This window comes from Saccharothrix sp. NPDC042600 (assembly GCF_040647305.1).
GTDB classification, from domain to species: Bacteria; Actinomycetota; Actinomycetes; order Mycobacteriales; family Pseudonocardiaceae; genus Actinosynnema; species Actinosynnema mutabilis.
Window position 1 is genome coordinate 30,845 of sequence record NZ_JBEZBW010000030.1, and the last position, 17,881, is coordinate 48,725.

Consider the following 17,881-nt stretch of genomic DNA (forward strand, 5'->3'; position numbering starts at 1 on the left):
CCGTCCGCACCCACCTCCCGCGGCGGACCAACCGGCGCATCCCACGACCCCACGGCGCTGCCCCGCCGTGGGGTCGTCCGCCACCCGACCAACACGCCTCGACCACAGCGCTCGGCCGTGTGTGGCTGCCGGCAGCGCCCGCTCCACGCGCCCCCGGCCGCTGGCCGCGCCTGCCGCCGCCAGCCGCCCTCGGTCGCCTGCCGCCCTCGGTCGCCTGCCGCCCTCGGTCGCCTGCCGCCGCCGGGCGCTGGCCGGCTGCCGCCGCCGGCCGCTGGTCGCGCCTGCCGGGGTCGCTTGGCCGGCGCGTGCGCCCAAGCCCGCCTGGCCGCCTGACGCGGTGGTCATCACCCGCCGCCTGCCCGAGCCCGCCGCACCGCACCCCCGCCGCCGCCCCCGGCCGGCCGGAGACGTGCTGCGATCGATCGCCGCCGGTTAAGACCTGGTTTCCTGCGGTAGCGGACTCGCGGGTAGTGGCGTTGGCTGGTTCACGTCCCTGCTACCCGAAGGGTATGGTCTAGACCATGTCGAGCGCGCGGCTGAGCGGTGTCGGTGTCAGTTCCGGGCGGGCTTCCGGGCCTGTGGTGCGGGTGGCCGAGCCGTTGGGGGAGCCACCGGCCGAGCCCGTGCCCTCCGATCCCGCGGCCGAGGCCGCGCGCATCCGGCCCGCGGCGGACGTCGTCGCCGAACGGCTCTTCGCCCGCGCCGCCCAGGCGACCGGGGACGCGAAGTCCGTCCTGGAGACCACCGCCGCGATGGCCGCCGACCCCGCCCTCCTCGGCCAGGCCGAGAAGCTCGTCGCCGAACGCCGGGTCCCCGCCGCGCGCGCCGTCCACCAGGCCGCCGCCGGGTTCATCACCGCCCTGGAAGCCGCCGGCGGGTACATGGCCGAACGCGCCCGCGACGTGCAGGACGTCCGCGACCGCCTGGTCGCCGAACTGCTCGGCGTCGCCCCGCCCGGCGTCCCCGAACTCGCCTCGCCCAGCGTCCTGGTCGCCCGCGACCTCGCCCCCGCCGACACCGCCGGCCTCGACCCCGCCAAGGTCCTCGCCCTGGTCACCGAGGAGGGCGGGCCCACCTCGCACACCGCCATCCTCGCGCGCTCGCTGGGCATCCCGGCCGTCGTCGCGTGCCGCGGCGTCCTCGCCTCCGACGCCGCCGCCCTGCTCGTGGACGGCGACACCGGCGTCGTGCAGCCCTCCGACGGCACGGTCCGCGCCGCGCACGTCGCCGGCAAGGTCGAGTGGAACGGCGTGGGCGTCCTGCGCGACGGGCACCGGGTGAAGGTGCTGGGCAACGTCGGCTCCCCCGCCGACGCGGTCGCCGCCGCAGCCGCCGGCGCGGAGGGCGTGGGCCTGTTCCGCACCGAGTTCTGCTTCCTGTCCTCGACGCAGGAGCCGACCGTCGAGGACCAGCGCGCGGCCTACGCCGCCGTGCTCGCGCCGTTCGCCGGCAAGCCGGTCGTCGTCCGCACGCTGGACGCCGGCGCGGACAAGCCCCTCGCGTTCCTCGAACCGGACCCCGAGCCCAACCCGGCGCTGGGCGTGCGCGGCCTGCGCGTGGCGTTCGACCGGCCCGAGGTGCTGGACCGGCAGTTGGAGGCCATCGCGCTGGCCGCCAAGGACAGCGGCGCGGACGTGTCCGTGATGGCCCCGATGGTCGCGACCGCCGCCGAGGCCGCGTGGTTCGTCGACCGCGCCCGCAAGGCCGGCATCGAGCGGGTCGGCGTGATGATCGAGATCCCGGCCGCCGCGCTGGTCGCCCGGGAGATCCTGGCCGTGGTCGACTTCGTGTCCCTGGGCACCAACGACCTCGCCCAGTACACCTTCGCCGCCGACCGCCAGGTGGGCGCGGTCGCCGCGTTGAACGACCCGTGGCAGCCCGGCCTGTTGCGCCTGGTCAAGCTGGTCGGCGACGCCGGCACCGAGCTGGGCAAGCCGGTCGGCGTGTGCGGTGAGGCCGCCGCCGACCCGCTGCTGGCGTGCGTCCTCACCGGGCTGGGCGTGACGAGCCTGTCGATGAACCACACGGCGCTGGCCGGCGTCGGCGCGAAACTGGCCTCCACCAGCTTCGACCTGTGCCAACTGGCGGCGCGCGGCGCACTGGGAGCCCACGACCCGGCCTCCGCCAAGCTCGCGGCCCGCGCACCGCACTAGCGGGCGGCGTCGAGGACCGCCCTGATCAGGGGGTGGTCCTCGCTGCCCTTGCGCACCGCCGCGAACACCCGCCGCAACGGCGCGGTGCCGCGCACCGGGACGCCGCGCAACGCGTGCCGCGGCACCAGGGCCACCCCGGCGCCGGCCCGGACCAGCGCCCCGACCGCGCTGAAGTCGTCGGACGTGTGCACGATCCGAGGCGCGAACCCCGCGTCCCCGCACGCCAGCTCCACCACGTCCCGCACCGGGTTGCCGGGCAGCGTCGCCACCCAGTCGTCCTCGGCCAGCTCCCGCAGGTCCACCTCCGGCCGCCCGGCCAGCCGGTGGTCGGGCGGCAGCACCACGTCGAACGGCTCGGTGTAGAGCGGGAACCGGGTCAGCCGCCCGTCGTCGCGGCGCGGCCGGTACTCCTCGGTGATCGCCAGGTCGATCTCGCCGTCGAGCAGCAGCGGCACGCTCGCGTGCCCCTCCACGTCCCGCACCCGCACCACCACGCCGGGCGCGGACACCCGCAGCCGGGCCAGCGCCGGCGCCACGACCTGCGTGATCGCCGACGCGAAGCTGCCCACCTCGACCCGCCCGGCGGCGCCGGACGACAACCCGGCCAGGGTCGCCTGGGCACGCTCCAGCTCGGCGGCGACGGCGTTCGCGTGCCCCACCAGCAACTCGCCCGCGGACGTCAGCGACACCCGCCGCCCCCGCCGGCGCAGCAACTCCTGCCCGACCTCGGACTCCAGGGCGGCCAGTTGCTGCGAGACGGCGGACGGCGTGAGGTGCAACGCCTGCGCCGCCGCGGTCACCGTGCCGTGGTCGGCGAGCGCGCGCAGCACGCGCAGCCGTCGGGGATCGATCACCCGGTCATTGTCTTCACCAGGGTCATCGTCTGCTTGCCCTGGTCGGAGGAGACGTCGAGGGTCAGCCGGTCGCCCTTCACCCGCGCCGGCACCTCCCCGCACGGCCCGGACGTCGTGGTGAACAGCAACCGCTCGCCGTCCCCCTCGACCACGCCCGAGCAGTTGACCTCCATCTCGGGCAGGCCCTGGTCGCCGAACTGCCCGAGGTTGAACACGACCTTCATCCGCAGGTCGAACGCGCCGTCCGGACCGACGGTGAGCGTGGCCGGCAGGTCCGCCGCGCTGCCCGACGGGGCCGAGCTCCACGTGCCCACGGCGTCGGACGGGTTCGCGCCCGCCCCCTGGACGATCTTGTACGCCCCGAACCCGCCGCCCGCCACCACGGCGGCCACGAGCACGGGCATCCCCAGCCCCTTGAAGCTGAACTTGTTCGTCCGGTCGCCGATGTGCCGGACGCGCACGTCCTTCCCGGCCTGGAAGACGTTGTTCCCCTCGCCCTCTACCCGCGAGGACTGCCGCCAACCGTCGGTCATGCCCACCTCCCCTGTCACAGAGGAGGTAGGCGCGACCACGGTCCGCGTTACGCGATTCGCTCCAACGGGTTACGCCGACTGCCGCATGACCTCGCGCGCGGCGATGAAGGCGTCCACCGCCCGGTTCACGTCGTCGGTCGAGTGCGCGGCCGACATCTGGGTGCGGATGCGGGCCTTGCCGTGCGGCACCACCGGGTAGGAGAAGCCGATCACGTAGATGCCCTGCTCCAGCAGCAGGTCGGCCATCCGGGACGCCTCCGCCGCGTCGCCGATCATCACCGGGATGATCGGGTGCTCGCCGGGCAGCAGGTCGAAGCCCGCCTCGGTCATCCGCGACCGGAACAGCGCGGTGTTCGCGCGCAGCCGCTCCAGCAGCTCGCCGGACGAGCTGAGCAGGTCCAGCGCGGCGATCGCGGCGGCGGTGATCGACGGGGCCAGCGAGTTGGAGAACAGGTACGGCCGGGAGCGCTGCCGCAGCATCTCCACGATCTCCGCGCGCCCGGACGTGTAGCCGCCGCTCGCGCCGCCCAGCGCCTTGCCCAGCGTGCCGGTGACGATGTCCACCCGGTCCCGCACGCCGAACAGCTCCGGCGTGCCGCGCCCGGTCGGGCCGGTGAAGCCGACGGCGTGCGAGTCGTCCACCATGACCAGCGCGTCGTACCGGTCGGCCAGGTCGCAGATCTCGTCCAGCGGCGCGAGGTAGCCGTCCATGGAGAACACGCCGTCGGTGGCGATCAGCCGGTAGCGGGCGTCGGCGGAGTCCTTGAGCTGCCGCTCCAGGTCGTCCATGTCGCGGTTCTTGTAGCGGTGGCGGCGCGCTTTGGACAGGCGGACGCCGTCGATGATCGACGCGTGGTTCAGCTCGTCGGAGATGATCGCGTCGTCCGCGCCGAGCAGCGTCTCGAACAGGCCGCCGTTGGCGTCGAAGCACGAGCTGTAGAGGATGGTGTCCTCGGTGCCGAGGAACTCCGACAGCCGCTTCTCCAGCTCCTTGTGCGGTTCCTGGGTGCCGCAGATGAACCGGACGGAGGCCATGCCGAAGCCCCACCGGTCCAGCGCGTCCTTGGCCGCCGCGACCAGCCGCGGGTGGTCGGCGAGGCCCAGGTAGTTGTTGGCGCAGAAGTTCAGCACCTCGTCGCCCGCGCCCACCCGGACGGCGGCGTTCTGCGGTGTGCCGATCACCCGTTCCGCCTTGTAGAGGCCCGCCGCGCGGATCTCGTCGAGGCCGGAACGCAGGTCGTCGCGCATCGCGCCGTACATCAGTGGGCTCCCGTCCAGTCGAGGATGACCTTGCCGCACTTGCCCTCGCGGGCGGTGGCGAAGGCCTCGGCGTGCTCGGTGTAGTCGAACCGGTGCGTGATCACCGGCGTGAGGTCGAGGCCGCGCTGGAGCAGCACGGACATCGAGTACCAGGTCTCGAACATCTCGCGGCCGTAGATGCCCTTGATGTGCAGCATCTTGAGCACGACGCTGCTCCAGTCCACGGCGAACTCCTCGGCGGGCAGCCCGAGGATGGCGATCCGGCCGCCGTGCGCCATGTTGCCGATCATGTCCTGGAGGGCGACCGGCTTGCCGGACATCTCCATGCCGACGTCGAAGCCCTCGGTCATGCCGAGCTCGGCCTGCGCCTCGGCGATGGACCGCTTGGTCACGTCCAGCGCCAGGTCGACGCCGACCTTGCGGGCGATGTCCAGCCGGTGCTCGCTGACGTCGGTGATCACGACGTTGCGCGCGCCCGCGTGCTTGGCGACGGCCGCCGCCATGATGCCGATCGGGCCCGCGCCGGTGATCAGCACGTCCTCGCCGATCACCGGGAAGGACAGCGCGGTGTGCACGGCGTTGCCGAACGGGTCGAAGATCGCCGCCACGTCCAGGTCCACGGGGGTGCGGTGCACCCACGCGTTCTGCTCGGGCAGCACCACGTACTGGGCGAACGCGCCGTCGCTGTGCACGCCGAGGCCGCGCGTGTTGGCGCACAGGTGCCGGCGGCCCGCCTTGCAGTTGCGGCACGTCCCGCACACCAGGTGGCCCTCGCCGCTGACCACGTCGCCGACCTGCACGCCGGTCACCGCGGACCCCGTCTCCACGACCTCGCCGACGAACTCGTGCCCGAGCACGAGGGGCGCGTGGATGTTGTGGGCGGCCCACTCGTCCCACGAGTCGATGTGCAGGTCGGTGCCGCAGATGCCGGTGCGCAGCACCCGGACGACCACGTCGTTCGGGCCGGGGGTCGGGTCGGGGACGTCGGTCAGCGACAGTCCCGGCCCGGCGGTCGCCTTGACCAGAGCCTTCATGCCGGCAGTGTGCTCCCGTCCTGCTTGTGCAGTCCATCAGGACTTTCTGAACTCGCTTGTAAGCTCCGCTTCACTGGCGATGTTGCGCGCCATGCCCGCGAACACCACCCCGTGGAACGGCCACACCAGCCACCAGTAGACGTGCCCGGCGAGGCCGCGCGGCACGAACACCGCGCGCTGCCGGTAAGTGGACCCGCCGTCGTCCGCCTCCGCCACCCGGAGCTCCAGCCACGCCAGGCCCGGCACCCGCATCTCCGCGCGCAGCCGCAGCAACCGCCCGCGCTCGACCTCCTCGACCCGCCACCAGTCCAGCGCCTCGCCGACGTGCAGCCGCTTCGGGTCCCGCCGCCCGCGCCGCAGCCCGACCCCGCCGACCAACCGGTCCAGCCACCCCCGCACCGCCCAGGCCGGCGGGAACGAGTACCAGCCGTGCTCGCCGCCGATGCCCTCCACCACCGCCCACAGGCGTTCCGGGGAGGCGTGAGTCCGGCGTTCGCGCACGTCCACGTAGGAGGAGCCGCCCGACCAGTCCGGGTCGCTGGGCAGCGGGTCGGAGGGCGCGCCCGGCGTCGACGCGCCCGACCAGCGGGTCTCCACCGCGCCGTCCCGGATGCGGGTGAGCGCGAGCCGCACGGCCTGGTCGTACCCCGTGGTCGGGCCGGGGACCAGCGCCTCGATGTCGTGCTCCCGGCACACGACCTCGTGCACCAGCGACTCGATCAGCGGCGCGGCGATCGAGCGGGGCACGGGCGTCACCAGGTTCACCCAGTGGGCGGACAGCTTCGGCGTCAGCACCGGCACCGGCAGCACCCGGCGCGGGCGCAGCCCGGCGACCCGCGCGTAGCGCAGCATCATGTCCAGGTAGGTCAGGACGTCCGGGCCGCCGATGTCGAACGTCCGGTTGATCCCGTCCGGCAGGTCCACGCACGCGACCAGGTAGCGCAGGACGTCCCGCACCGCGATCGGCTGGATCCGGTTGTGCACCCACCGGGGCGTCACCATCACCGGCAGCCGCTCGGTCAGGTAGCGCAGCATCTCGAAGCTGGCCGACCCGGACCCGATCACCACCGCGGCCTGGAGCACCACGGCGGGCACGCGCGAGCGCAGGAAGACGTCCCCGACCTCCTTGCGGGAGGCGAGGTGCGGCGAGAGGTCGGCGTCCGGCGGGTGCAGGCCGCCCAGGTACACGATCCGGCGCACCCCGGCGGCCTCCGCGGCGCGCGCGGTGTTCTCGGCGGCCCTCCGGTCGGCGTCGGCGAAGTCCCGGTGGTGCAGCGAGTGGACCAGGTAGTAGAGGACGTCCACCCCTTCGACCGCGGCCCCGAGGTCCTGCAGGACGTCCCCGCGCACCACCTCGACCCGGTCCGCCCAGGGCACGTCCCGCAGCTTCCCGGGGTCGCGCACCAGGCACCGGACCTCGTGCCCCTCGTCGAGCAACCGCGGCACGAGCCGCCCACCGAGGTACCCGGTCGCACCGGTCACGAGACAGCGCATACCCAGATCCTGGCCGGCCCCGACGGGTCCCGCACGACGGGCGTCAGACGCCGCGCAGCCAGTTCTTCTTGCGCTTGACCTCCACCGAACCCGCCGTCACGTGGCCGCGCAGGACGAAGTGCGGCCGGCCGCCGGTGCCGCCCACCTTGTCCTTGAGCGACGACGCCGCGAGGTCCACCCCCTCGGTGCTCACCGTCGCGTCGTCGGGCAGCACCAGCTTCACCGACCCGGCCAGCACGTCCAGCTCGACCTCGACCACCGGGCTCAGGATCGACGCCTCCCGGAAGTCCAGCTCCGTCGAGCCCATCCGGTTGCGCACGACGACGGTCTTCGGCACCGTCCACTGCCCCTTGCGGCGCACCGACGACATGGTGGACTTCAGCTCCAGCGGCTCGACCGACGCCACCACCCGGGTCTGGTCGGCGTGCACGACGCCGCTGAGGTCCAGCAGCACCCCGTTGAGCTGTTCCCGGGTCTTCGCGGCCAGCGCCGTGTCGGCGCGCTCGGTGAACTCGTCCAGGGTGATCAGGCCGCGCCCGATCGCCTTCTGCAGGACGCCGACGACGTGCTCGCGTTCGGCGTCGGACACCCGCCACTGCCTCGGATCGGTCATGTCCCCTCCGGTTCGACGTCCAGGCCGTGCTCGATGGCGTACCGGGCCAGCTCGACCCGGTTGTGCAGCTGGAGCTTGCGCAGCGTCGACTGCACGTGGTTCTCCACGGTGCGGTGCGAGATGACCAGGCGGGTCGCGATCTGGCGGGCGGTCAGGCCCTTCGCGACCAGCCGCAGCACCTCCGTCTCGCGGTCGGTGAGCTGCGGCTTGTCCTCGTCCGGCGTGGCGGCCATGCGCCGGTACTCGCCGAGCACCAGGCCCGCCAGGCCCGCGGTGAACACGGCGTCGCCGGCGGCGGTGCGGTTGACCGCCTCCACCAGCTCCTCGGCCGACGCGGACTTCACCAGGTAGCCCGACGCGCCCGCCTTCACCGCCTCCAGGACGTCGTCGTGCTCGCCGCTGGCCGACAGCACCAGGACCCGCGTCCCGGTCAGCGACCCGGTGATCATCGTGGTGGCCTCGACCCCGGTCGACTCGCCCAGGTTGAGGTCCATCAGCACCACGTCCGGCCGCACGGCGCGGGCGATGCGCACCGCGGACGCCGCGTCGCCGGCCGTGGCGACCACGTCGAACCCGCGTTCGGCGAGGTCGCGCGCGACCCCGTCCCGCCAGATCGGGTGGTCGTCGACCACCATCACGGACACGCTCATCGGTAGACCCGCACCTCCCACTCAGTGCCCTCCCCCGGGCCGGTCTGCAGCTCCAGCGTCCCACGCAGCGCCTCGACCCGGCCCCGGATGGACTTCGCCACGCCCATCCGCCCCTCCGCCTCGGCCGACGCCAGCCGCCCCTCGGGGATGCCGGGACCGTCGTCGCGCACGCTGAGCACCACCTCGTCGCCCAGGTCCTCCAGCAGCACCCACGCCTTCGCGCCGGGCGCGTGCTTGTCCACGTTGGACAGCGCCTCGCGGACCACCGCGGTCAGCTCGGCCGCCGTCGCGGCCGGGAGCATGACCTGGGTGGCCGGAGTGGACACCTGCACCCGCGGCGTGGCGAGCAGTTGCAGCCCCGGCCGCAGGTCCGCGTCACCATCCACAGTGGACTCGGTGGGCGCGGCGGCCACCAGGGACCGCAGCGCGATCTCCTGCTCGCCGGCCAGCTCGGCCAGTTCCGCCGCCTCGCCGCCCAGCTCCAGGCCGCGCTTGCGCACCCGGGCCAGCACCTGGAGGACACCGTCGTGGATGGACCGTGCGAGACGCTCGCGTTCCGCCGTGGCCGCCTCGGTGCGCAACGCCTGCTCCAACCGCACGGCCGACTTGCGCGCCGTCGTGGACGCCATGCCCACGACCAGGCCCGCGCCGGACAGCAGCACGACGTCCCGCACGAGGTCCACGCTCAGCACGCCCCGGCTCAGGTAGGTGAACAGCCCGACCACCAGGCCGGACATCGCGCCCGCGACCGACCCGCCCAGCGCGCCCGCCGCGACCGGCGGCGCGGACGCCCAGATGGTGGTGATCAGCGGGACGTTCGACAGGAACTGGTAGTCGGTCATGATCAGCGGGGACAGCGACATCAGCGCGCACGCCAGCCCCAGGTCCAGCGACACCAGCCACGGCCGGCGGCCGGCCTCCCGGCTGTAGGCGAAGCTGGTGACCACCGTCCACGCGGCCATCGCGCCGATCGCGGCCCACGCGAGCCACGGCCGTTCGTAGCCCCTGTGGTGCACCGCGGCGTTGCCCAGCGCGAACAGGAACGTCACGATCCGTAGTGCGACGGTTCCCCGCCAGAGGTGCGCGACCGGGTCTCCGGTCACCGATGGACCCGTCCGGCCCGGCTCTGTGTGCACGGTGTGCTCCCTTCACCGCTGATTTTGCCGTGTCGGAGTGGCGCAGCTAACCCCCAGGTGGCCGTCTGTTCCGCGACCGGCGGGTGTGGAAGGCTTGCCCGCATTACTGGGTGTGACTCTCGGGGGACACCGCGCGATTCGACTCCTGGCGCGAGGGGTGGGGTGGACGTGCGCGACTGGCCACTGTGGACGCTGCGGCGCTCCGCCCTGGCCTACTGGCTGGCCGTCGACGTGCTCGCCCTCGCCGTGGTCGTGTACGTGATCGCCAGCTCGCCCACGCCCGACTCGGAGGCCATCGCCCGGTTCGGCGCGATCGCCGGCACCGCGGGCGCGGTGATCATCGGCAGTTCGATCCACAGCCACCGGATGGGCGAGTCGGAGCGCAACCCGTGGGCCGCGCACCTGACCTACCTGACCGCCGGCCTGATCGCGCTGCCGTGCAACCTGCTGGTCCTGCTGCTGTTCGGACCCGCCCTGCACGGCGTGCTGGCGCAGCGCCCCGAGTCGCACCGCTGGGTGTTCACGCTGTCCGCGACGGCCATCTCGGTGTTCGCCACCAGGGCGCTGCTGGGGTGGATGAGCCCGAACCGCGAGCTGCTGGTCATGGTGCTCGGCGCGGCCGTCCTGCTCGTCCTGCGGGCCGGGATCATCGCGCTCGGGTTGAAGCTGCGCAGCCCGCAGGCGCCCGCGGAGGAGGTCGTCGGCGAACCGATCGACGCCGTCCTGGGGATCGTCGCGGTGAGCATCGGCGGCCTGATGGGGTTCGTCGCGACGGCGACCCCCGTGCACGCGCTGATGGCGGCGGCCCCGATGGCGCTGCTGGAACGCGCGGCCCAGCTGCCGCAGTGGCGGCGGTCGGCGCAGCGGGACGCCAAGACCGGCCTGGCCAACGCCGTGCACTGGGACGGCCGCGCCCGCTACGAGCTGGCCAAGGCCCGCGCCCGCAACCGGCCGATGGCCGTGATGCTGCTCGACCTGGACCACTTCAAGAAGGTCAACGACGAGGTCGGCCACCTGGCCGGGGACGCGGCGCTGTCCGCCGTCGCCCTGCTGCTGTCCGGGACGGTCCGGCGCGGTGACCTGGTCGGACGCTTCGGCGGCGAGGAGTTCGTGGTGCTGCTGCCCGACGCCGAGCCGGCCATCGCCCGGTCCGTGGCGCAGCGGGTGCGGCTGGCCGTGGCGGGCCTGGCGGTGACGACGGTCGGCACGGACGGCCGCGAGCACCTGCTCACCGGGCTGACCGTCAGCATCGGCGTGGCGACCACCCAGCGCTACGGCTACGAGCTGCCGGACCTGCTGGTGGCCGCCGACGCCGCGCTGCTCGCCGCGAAGGGGTACGGCCGGAACCTGGTGGAGATGGCCTAGGGCTTGCCGTCGAGGTCCTCGACGCGTTCACCGCCGGTGTCGGTCGGCCCGGTCTCCTGGGGTTCGTGGACGTCCACCTGCTCGGGTTCGACGGCCTTGTCCGACTCCGACAGCAACGACCGGATGCCCGAGTTGAGCACCGCGAGCAGCGGCACGGACAGCAACGCGCCGGCGATGCCGCCGACGACCAGGCCCGCGGTGATCGCGAGGACCACGGCCAGCGGGTGCAGCTTCACCGCGCGGCCCAGGAGCAGCGGCTGGAGGACGTGCGACTCCAGCTGCATCACGCCGATCAGGACGGCCAGCACGATCAGCGCCGCGACCCACCCGTTGGCGACCAGAGCCACCAGGACGGCCACCGCGCCGGTGATCACCGCGCCGACGATCGGGATGAACGCGCCCAGGAAGACCAGCGCGGACAGCGGCACCACCAGCGGGACGCCCACGATCCACAGGCCGATGCCGACGCCGAGCGCGTCCACCACGGCCACCAGCGCCGTCGCCCGCACGTAGGAGACGAGGGACGCGAACCCGCGCCGTCCCGCCACGTCCGCGCGGTCCCGGACGTCGTTCGGGACGGCCCGGATCAGGAACCGCCAGATGCCATCGCCGTCGTGCAGGAAGAAGATCAGCGTGAACAGGGCGAGGATCAGGCCGGTGAGCAGCTCGCCGACGGTCGCGGCGGTGGTCAGCGCGCCGGAGGTGATCTCGGCCTGGTTCTCCTTGACCGTCTGCACGACCCGGTCCAGGTACTGCTGGAGCTGGGCGTCGGTCAGGTGCGCCGGCCCGTCCCGCAGCCAGTCGCGGATCGTGTCCAGGGACGCGCTGACCTGCTTCTGCAGGTCCGGCAGGCCCTTGGAGAACTCGGTGATGACGAAGGTGAGCACCCCGCCGACCACGGCGATGCCGCCGACCAGCACCAGACCGGTCGCGACGCCCTTGGGCACGCCGATCCGCGTCAACTGCGCCACCGCCGGCGACAACAGCGCCGCGAGCAGCAACGCCACCCCGGCCGGGATGACGATGGTCGTCAGGTACCCGACGACGACGCCGATGACGTACAGCGCCGCGACCACCGCCACGAACCGCCAACTCAGCGCGGCGCTCACCTGCAGCAGGCGCGGAACCCTGGTATCCGAATCGCTCCCCTTCACACGATCACCGTAGCCCGCGCACGGGCCGCGCGAGTCTGAACACGCGGCCAACTCCCACCCCCGGGTGCCCGGACGTCCGGGACAGTCCCGGCCGGTCGGGGCGCTTGTCGGACACCCGCTCGGACGGATTGCGTCCGGTGTCGAGCGATCCCGACGAGGAAGGGCCGTGCCGATGCCACGCCGACAAGTACCCCCGCCGCCCAGCCGGGCCACGTCCCGCAAGTCCGCCCCGGCGGTCGCGTCCCCGGCGTCGGGCGTGTCGTCGGGCGTGTCGTCGGGTGAGTCGTCGGGCGTGTCGCCGGGCGAGCAGAAGGCCGGGCGGATGGAGCCGAAGACGTTGCTGGTGTTCGCCGCGTTCGCGCTGGCGGTCGTGGCGGCGTTCTTGCTGGGCCACCAGCAGGGCGGGGAGTCGGCGGTCGCGGAGCCCCCGGTGGCGGAGGCCCCCGTGGGCCGGGTGCCGGTGGAGGAGCCGGAGACCGCGCCGGCGGAGGAGCCCGGCACACCCGCGCCGGAGGAGCCCGCGCCGGCCGAGGAGTCGCCCGCCGAGGAGTCGCCTGCCGAGGAGTCGCCGGCTGAGGAGCCGGTCGGCGAGCCCGCCGGGGAGTCGTCGTCGGAGGAGCCCGCCGCGCCGGCCGCGCAGGAGCCGGCGGGCCAGGCCGTCCCGGTGGAGGACGCGCCGGCCGAGACGCCCGCACCCGTGCAGCCGCCCGCCCCGGCGGTGGCCGCGTCCGTGGAGCCCACCACCCGCCCCACCGAGGAGGAGCCCACCGAGCCCGAGGTCGCCGAGCCCGAGGTCGCCGAGCCCGAGGTCGTCGAGCCCGAGGTCGCTGAGCCGCCCGTGTCCGAAGTCCCGCTGTCCGAAGTCCCGCTGTCCGAGCCGCCTGTGTTCGAGCCGCCTGTGTTCGAGCCGCCGGTGTTCGAGCCGTACCAGCCGTACCAGCGGTACCAGCCCTACGTTCCCGAGCCCCGGTACCACGCGCAGCCCCACGACTTCCGCGAGCTGCGCACCGTCGAGCCCCACCGCCACCACACCACGCCCGAGCCGTACGCCGTGCACGTCGGCCCGGACGGTGACGGTCCCCACCTGATCGTTCCCGCACATCCCTGATGGAGGAGATCCCGTTGCGATTGACCCTGCTCAAGACCACCACCGCGCGCCTCGTCGTCGGCCTCGCCGCAGCCGCCGGCATCGCCCTGGTGGGGCTGTCCGCGCAGGCCGCCCCGGTCGAGATGGACCTGGTCGCCGCCTCGACCAAGCCCGCGGACGACGACTCCCGCAAGAAGATCGTGGACATCGCGCAGAAGGAGTTGAACAACCCGAAGCGCAACCACGAGTCCGGTGGTGACAACTGCAACGCCTACAGCCCCGGCGGCAAGTGCCAGGCGTGGTGCGCGGACTTCACCAAGTGGGTCTGGGACAAGGCCGGCATGAAGACCGAGGGCGCGACGTCCATGGCCAACAGCTTCCGCAGCTACGGCGTGAAGTACGGGACGTGGAAGAACGGCGCGGGCGTGAAGAACGTCAAGCCCGGTGACGCCGTCACCTACCGGCTCAACGACGGCACCACCAAGAACGACCACGTCGGCATCGTCACGAAGGTCGACAAGAAGACCGGCCGCATCACCGTGATCTCCGGCAACAGCGGCGCGGGGACGAACAAGGTCTCCAAGATCACCATCGACCCGAAGAAGTCGCAGGTCACCGGTTACGCGTCGCCGGTCGAGAAGAAGGCGAAGAAGAAGGACGACCCGAAGAAGAAGGACGACCCGAAGAAGAAGGAGGAGACGAAGAAGAAGGAAGAGACCAAGAAGAACGTCGAGACCAAGAAGAAGGACACGAAGAAGACCAAGGACACCAAGCCCGGCATGGTCGACGGCAGCCAGCCGTCCTCGGTGACCATCGTCAACGGCGACCAGCTCCAGCACACCTACGGCCTCATCGGCTGACCCCCGCCCACCCGCACTCGCTCAAGCAGGACCCCAGGGAGCCCCGCCACCCGGGATGGCGGGGCTCCCACCCGAGCAAGACAGCCCCACACGCCCGCGCGTTCGCCAGCCCGCCGCGCTCGCTTGCCCGCCCGCGCCCCGCCCGCACCCGCAGGCCCCGCCCGCACCCGCAGAACGCCCCGCTCCCGCCGGCACCCGCCGGTCGCCCCACTCCCGCCGGTCGCCCCACTCCCGCCGGTCGCCCCACTCCCGCCGGCTGCCGCCCGCCGCACCACCGACCCCGGCCAACCGGAAGCTTCCACCGGTCACCCCACCCCGGGAACCAACCGACCACCCCGCACTGTCGTACCCGCATGGGACGATGGAACCGGGGGCCGGAGGCCACAAAGCCTGGCCAACAGCACCGTCGGGATGATCGGATCGGTGCCGTGACCGACGAGGAGTCCCTGCGTGCCGCCTTCGCCGTCGGCCGTCGCGTCCGGTTCGACGCCAAGGAGCCCAAGGTCGACCGGACCGTCCGCGGCGAACTCCTCTCGTCCCTGCTCACCGAACCCCTCCCCGGCTCCGCCCTCCGCCTGGTCGGCGCGCACGTCACCGGGCCGTTCGCGCTCGAAGGCCTGACCGTCACCCAGATCGTCGACTTCGTCGACTGCACCTTCGACCACACCCCCGACCTCCGCATGGCCCGCCTCACCAGCCTGCGCATGCGCGGCTGCAAGGTCCCCGGCCTGTGGGCGCGCAACCTCCGGGTCGGCAGCGACCTCGTCCTCGAAGCGGGCTTCACCAGCGACGGCGTCGTGGACCTCACCGACGCCACGGTCGACGGCACGTTCCGCCTCGCCGGCGCGGTGCTCAAGGCCAAGGGGGACCACGCCCTGCTCGCCGCGCGCATCCGGCTGTCCGGCTCGCTCCAGGCCATCGCCCTGCGCGCCGGCGGTGAGGTGCGGATGCGGGGGGCCAACATCGGCGGGTCGGTGCACCTCGGGGGCGCGCGGCTGTTCAACCCCGGCCAGAACGCCCTCGACGGCTCCGGCATCACCATCGCGGGCAACCTGTTCTGCGACGCCGAGGGCGGGCGGTTCACCGCCGACGGGCGCATCCTGCTCGACGGGGCCCGGGTCGGCGGCAACGTCGTCTTCTCCGGCGCGCGCCTCAAGGCCGGCGTGGTGGACCGGCCCGTCCTGGTCATCCCGCGCGGCACCGCCGACGAGTCCGCCTCGCTGGTCGCCGACCGCATCCACGTCGAGGGCAACGTCGAACTCGACGACGGCTTCACCTCCAGCGGCACGGTGCGGCTGCCCAACGCCGAGGTCGGCGGGTACCTGCGGCTGTCCGGCGCGGCGATCGGGCAGCAGGACGTGGTGGAGGAGCTCGAAGCGCGCGAGGTGGTGGACCGGATCCCCGTCGCGCTGCACGCCGACGGCATCCAGGTGCGCGGCGACCTCGAAGCGCGCGGCGCGGTCAACGGCGGGTTCCGCGGCGGCGGGGCGCGCGAGTCCGCCCTGCGCGCCTACGGCCAGGTCCGCCTGGTCGACGCGCACGTCCGCGGCAGCGCGAGCCTGTCCGGCGTCCAACTGCACGGCCCGGGCATCGACGTCCTGTTCGCCGACCGGCTGACCGTCGGCGGCACGCTGTTCCTGCGCGACCTGCACGCCAAGGGCTCGTTGCGGCTGCAGAACGCCGCGATCGGCTCCACCCTGGACTGCTCCGGCGCGACGCTGGTCCAGCCGCGCCGCCGCCCCGACGGCGCCGGGGTCAAGCCCTCGCTCGACGCGCGGGTCGCCACCATCGGCAAGGACCTCCTGTGCAGCCACGGGTTCACCGCGACCGGCGGCGTCCGCATCCGGCTGGCCGAGGTCGGCAAGATGGCGACCTTCACCGGGGCCCGGCTGGGCGGTCCGGGCAGCGACATCGCGCTCAACGCCTACGGGCTCACGGTCAGCCAACTCGTGCTGCGGATGGCCGAGGACGTGATCCCGGTCGGCCGCGTGGTGCTGCGCCGGGTCAGCGCGACCGCCGTGCAGGACGGGCCCGGCCTGTGGGCGGCGACCGGCGGCGTGGACGTCGAGGACTTCACCTTCAGCGCGATCTCCTCGACCCCGCCGGTGGACGTGCGCACCCGGCTGCGCTGGCTGCGCGAGGTGCAGCCGGACTTCGCGCCCGGACCCTACGAGCAGCTCGCGGCGGTGTACCGGGACGGCGGCGAGGAGGAGCTGGCGCAGCACGTGCAGCTGGAGAAGCAGCACCGCCGCTACTCCGAGCTGGGCCGCGCGGGCCGGGTGTGGGGGTTCCTCCAGCGCTGGACCGTGGGCTACGGGTACCGGCCGTGGCTGGCGATCGCGTGGCTGGCGGCGTTCTGGCTGCTGGGCGCGCTGTGGTTCCTCGGGCACGAGATGCCCAAGCTCAACGACGACGAGTCGCCGTCCTGGAACCCGTGGCTGCTGGCCGTGGACCTGCTGATCCCGATCGTGGACCTGGGCCAGGACGGCAAGTGGAAGTTCTCCGGCGCCTCCCAGTGGATATCCAGCGCGTTGATCGCCGTCGGCTGGATCCTCGCCTCGACGGCGGCGGCCGGCGCGGCCCGCGTCCTCAAGCGCGTCTGACCAGGGTTGGCTACCCAGAGTTAAATCCGACAACACCGAGTGTCGATCACACGATCCGGCGAACCAGGCCGCGAACGCGTGCGCTCCGGCCCGGCGGGCTGGCACGCTCGACGGCGTCGGCTTGATCACCTTCGATCTCTCGTGCCGACGATTCCCCAGCGTTCAGGTGGAGGTACCAGCGGTGTCGTCGGCCGACCAGCGATCGGGTGTGGGGGTGAGCCGCGTTCGGCGGCTGCTCTCCCGTGCCCTGCTGGTCGCCGGCGGCGCGCTGGCTGGCACTGCCGCCGTCTGGGCGCTGTCCGCGTCGCCGGCGTCCGCGCAGGGCGCCGACGCGGTCACCTCCGTCACCGAAGCGGTGGCGGTCAGCCCCGTCGGCGAGGCCGTCGCACCGGTCCGCGAGACCGTGCGCGACCTCGACGAGAAGGTCCGGGCCGAGCGCCCGCACCCGCAGGTGCCCGACCTCGGCCGCGTCGCGGAGGACATCCGCGGCACCTTCGGCCACACCGTGGCCAGGTTCGAGCCGAACCTGGCCGAGTCGGTCATCGCCTCGTCCCTGTCGGGACGCGCGGTGAACCGGCACGCCGAGCCCGCCACCGAAGCCACCGCCGTGCCGGTTCTCACCGGCACCCCGGTGGTGCGGAGCCCGTTCGGCAAGCTCAGCGAGAGCTGGGCGGCCTCGCCGGCGCCGTCGTTCGACGCGTCGACCGCCGAGGACCGCACCGCACCGCTCTCCGACCCGACCGGCCCCACGCGCACGCCGTTCGCACCGCCTTCAGGGGTGCCGGTGCACTGCTCGTGCGGTGGTGACGGCTCGGGTTCCGCCGGCGGCGGCAACGGCCCGTTCACGGGCGTGACCGCCGACGGCCTGGACGCCGCCGTGCTCCGGGCGCTGCTGCCCGGCACCGAGCGGGTCTCCGTGCTGCCCGGCAAGCAGCCCGGCACCACCCCCGACTGATCCCAGCGCGCGGTCCGCGGGCGGCTCTGACGCCGTCCCGGTGATCGACCGACGCGCGTCCGTCGCGCCCGAAACCGGTCGACCAGCCGCGCCCCACCCCCCGATCCGGGTGGTCGTCGCTCCCCCGACG

The 17,881-nt window shown here is 73.5% G+C and carries 15 protein-coding genes; 6 read left to right on the forward strand and 9 right to left on the reverse strand.

Annotated elements, in window-relative coordinates:
- The first annotated feature begins 521 nt into the window (after nucleotides 1-521).
- Complete coding sequence (ptsP, locus tag AB0A74_RS19925) at nucleotides 522-2,153, forward strand: phosphoenolpyruvate--protein phosphotransferase (protein WP_358251348.1); 1,632 nt, start codon at nucleotides 522-524, stop codon at nucleotides 2,151-2,153.
- On the opposite strand, the gene AB0A74_RS19930 is transcribed toward ptsP, so the two are convergent.
- The 8 genes from AB0A74_RS19930 to AB0A74_RS19965 all read right to left on the reverse strand — a co-directional run bounded on the left by AB0A74_RS19930 (nucleotide 2,150) and on the right by AB0A74_RS19965 (nucleotide 9,727).
- On the reverse strand, nucleotides 2,150-3,007 hold the full coding sequence (locus AB0A74_RS19930) for a LysR family transcriptional regulator (RefSeq protein WP_358251350.1): 858 nt from the start codon (nucleotides 3,005-3,007) through the stop codon (nucleotides 2,150-2,152). The two genes, ptsP and AB0A74_RS19930, sit on opposite strands and share 4 nt — an antisense overlap.
- Entirely contained in the window at nucleotides 3,004-3,540 is a 537-nt protein-coding gene (locus tag AB0A74_RS19935) for a hypothetical protein (RefSeq protein WP_358251352.1), read from the reverse strand. The genes AB0A74_RS19930 and AB0A74_RS19935 overlap by 4 nt, the downstream gene beginning before the upstream one ends.
- A 69-nt stretch (nucleotides 3,541-3,609) precedes the next feature.
- A complete protein-coding gene (locus tag AB0A74_RS19940) occupies nucleotides 3,610-4,800 on the reverse strand; it encodes a glycine C-acetyltransferase (RefSeq protein WP_358251354.1) in 1,191 nt (396 codons plus the stop codon).
- A complete protein-coding gene (tdh, locus tag AB0A74_RS19945; protein ID WP_358251356.1) occupies nucleotides 4,800-5,834 on the reverse strand; it encodes an L-threonine 3-dehydrogenase in 1,035 nt (344 codons plus the stop codon). The genes AB0A74_RS19940 and tdh overlap by 1 nt, the downstream gene beginning before the upstream one ends.
- Nucleotides 5,835-5,870: 36 nt before the next feature.
- On the reverse strand, nucleotides 5,871-7,328 hold the full coding sequence (locus AB0A74_RS19950; RefSeq protein ID WP_358251358.1) for an SDR family oxidoreductase: 1,458 nt from the start codon (nucleotides 7,326-7,328) through the stop codon (nucleotides 5,871-5,873).
- Between the two features lie 43 nt (nucleotides 7,329-7,371).
- Complete coding sequence (locus AB0A74_RS19955) at nucleotides 7,372-7,941, reverse strand: DUF1707 domain-containing protein (protein ID WP_358251359.1); 570 nt, start codon at nucleotides 7,939-7,941, stop codon at nucleotides 7,372-7,374.
- Nucleotides 7,938-8,591 (reverse strand): response regulator transcription factor, encoded by a 654-nt coding sequence (locus AB0A74_RS19960; RefSeq protein WP_343933833.1) that lies wholly within the window; start codon nucleotides 8,589-8,591, stop codon nucleotides 7,938-7,940. The genes AB0A74_RS19955 and AB0A74_RS19960 overlap by 4 nt, the downstream gene beginning before the upstream one ends.
- Entirely contained in the window at nucleotides 8,588-9,727 is a 1,140-nt protein-coding gene (locus tag AB0A74_RS19965; RefSeq protein ID WP_358251361.1) for a DUF5931 domain-containing protein, read from the reverse strand. Before AB0A74_RS19965 ends, AB0A74_RS19960 begins: the two co-directional genes overlap by 4 nt.
- Nucleotides 9,728-9,895: 168 nt before the next feature.
- Between AB0A74_RS19965 and AB0A74_RS19970 the strand changes: the two genes are divergently transcribed.
- Nucleotides 9,896-11,092 carry a diguanylate cyclase gene (locus tag AB0A74_RS19970; protein ID WP_358251363.1) on the forward strand — a complete coding sequence of 399 codons (1,197 nt, stop codon included), beginning with the start codon at nucleotides 9,896-9,898 and terminating at the stop codon, nucleotides 11,090-11,092.
- Here the strand turns inward: AB0A74_RS19970 and AB0A74_RS19975 are convergent.
- Entirely contained in the window at nucleotides 11,089-12,246 is a 1,158-nt protein-coding gene (locus AB0A74_RS19975) for an AI-2E family transporter (protein ID WP_358251365.1), read from the reverse strand. The two genes, AB0A74_RS19970 and AB0A74_RS19975, sit on opposite strands and share 4 nt — an antisense overlap.
- 166 nt (nucleotides 12,247-12,412) lie before the next feature.
- On the opposite strand from AB0A74_RS19975, the gene AB0A74_RS19980 reads away from it, so the two are divergent.
- From AB0A74_RS19980 to AB0A74_RS19995, 4 genes are all read left to right on the forward strand, one after another.
- Nucleotides 12,413-13,354: a hypothetical protein gene (locus AB0A74_RS19980; RefSeq protein ID WP_358251366.1), complete on the forward strand. Its 942-nt coding sequence runs from the start codon at nucleotides 12,413-12,415 to the stop codon at nucleotides 13,352-13,354.
- 14 nt (nucleotides 13,355-13,368) lie between these two features.
- Entirely contained in the window at nucleotides 13,369-14,193 is an 825-nt protein-coding gene (locus tag AB0A74_RS19985) for a CHAP domain-containing protein (RefSeq protein WP_358251368.1), read from the forward strand.
- Between the two features lie 428 nt (nucleotides 14,194-14,621).
- Complete coding sequence (locus AB0A74_RS19990; protein ID WP_358251370.1) at nucleotides 14,622-16,796, forward strand: hypothetical protein; 2,175 nt, start codon at nucleotides 14,622-14,624, stop codon at nucleotides 16,794-16,796.
- Nucleotides 16,797-17,010: 214 nt separating this feature from the next.
- Complete coding sequence (locus AB0A74_RS19995; protein WP_358251372.1) at nucleotides 17,011-17,751, forward strand: hypothetical protein; 741 nt, start codon at nucleotides 17,011-17,013, stop codon at nucleotides 17,749-17,751.
- Nucleotides 17,752-17,881 lie beyond the last annotated feature (130 nt).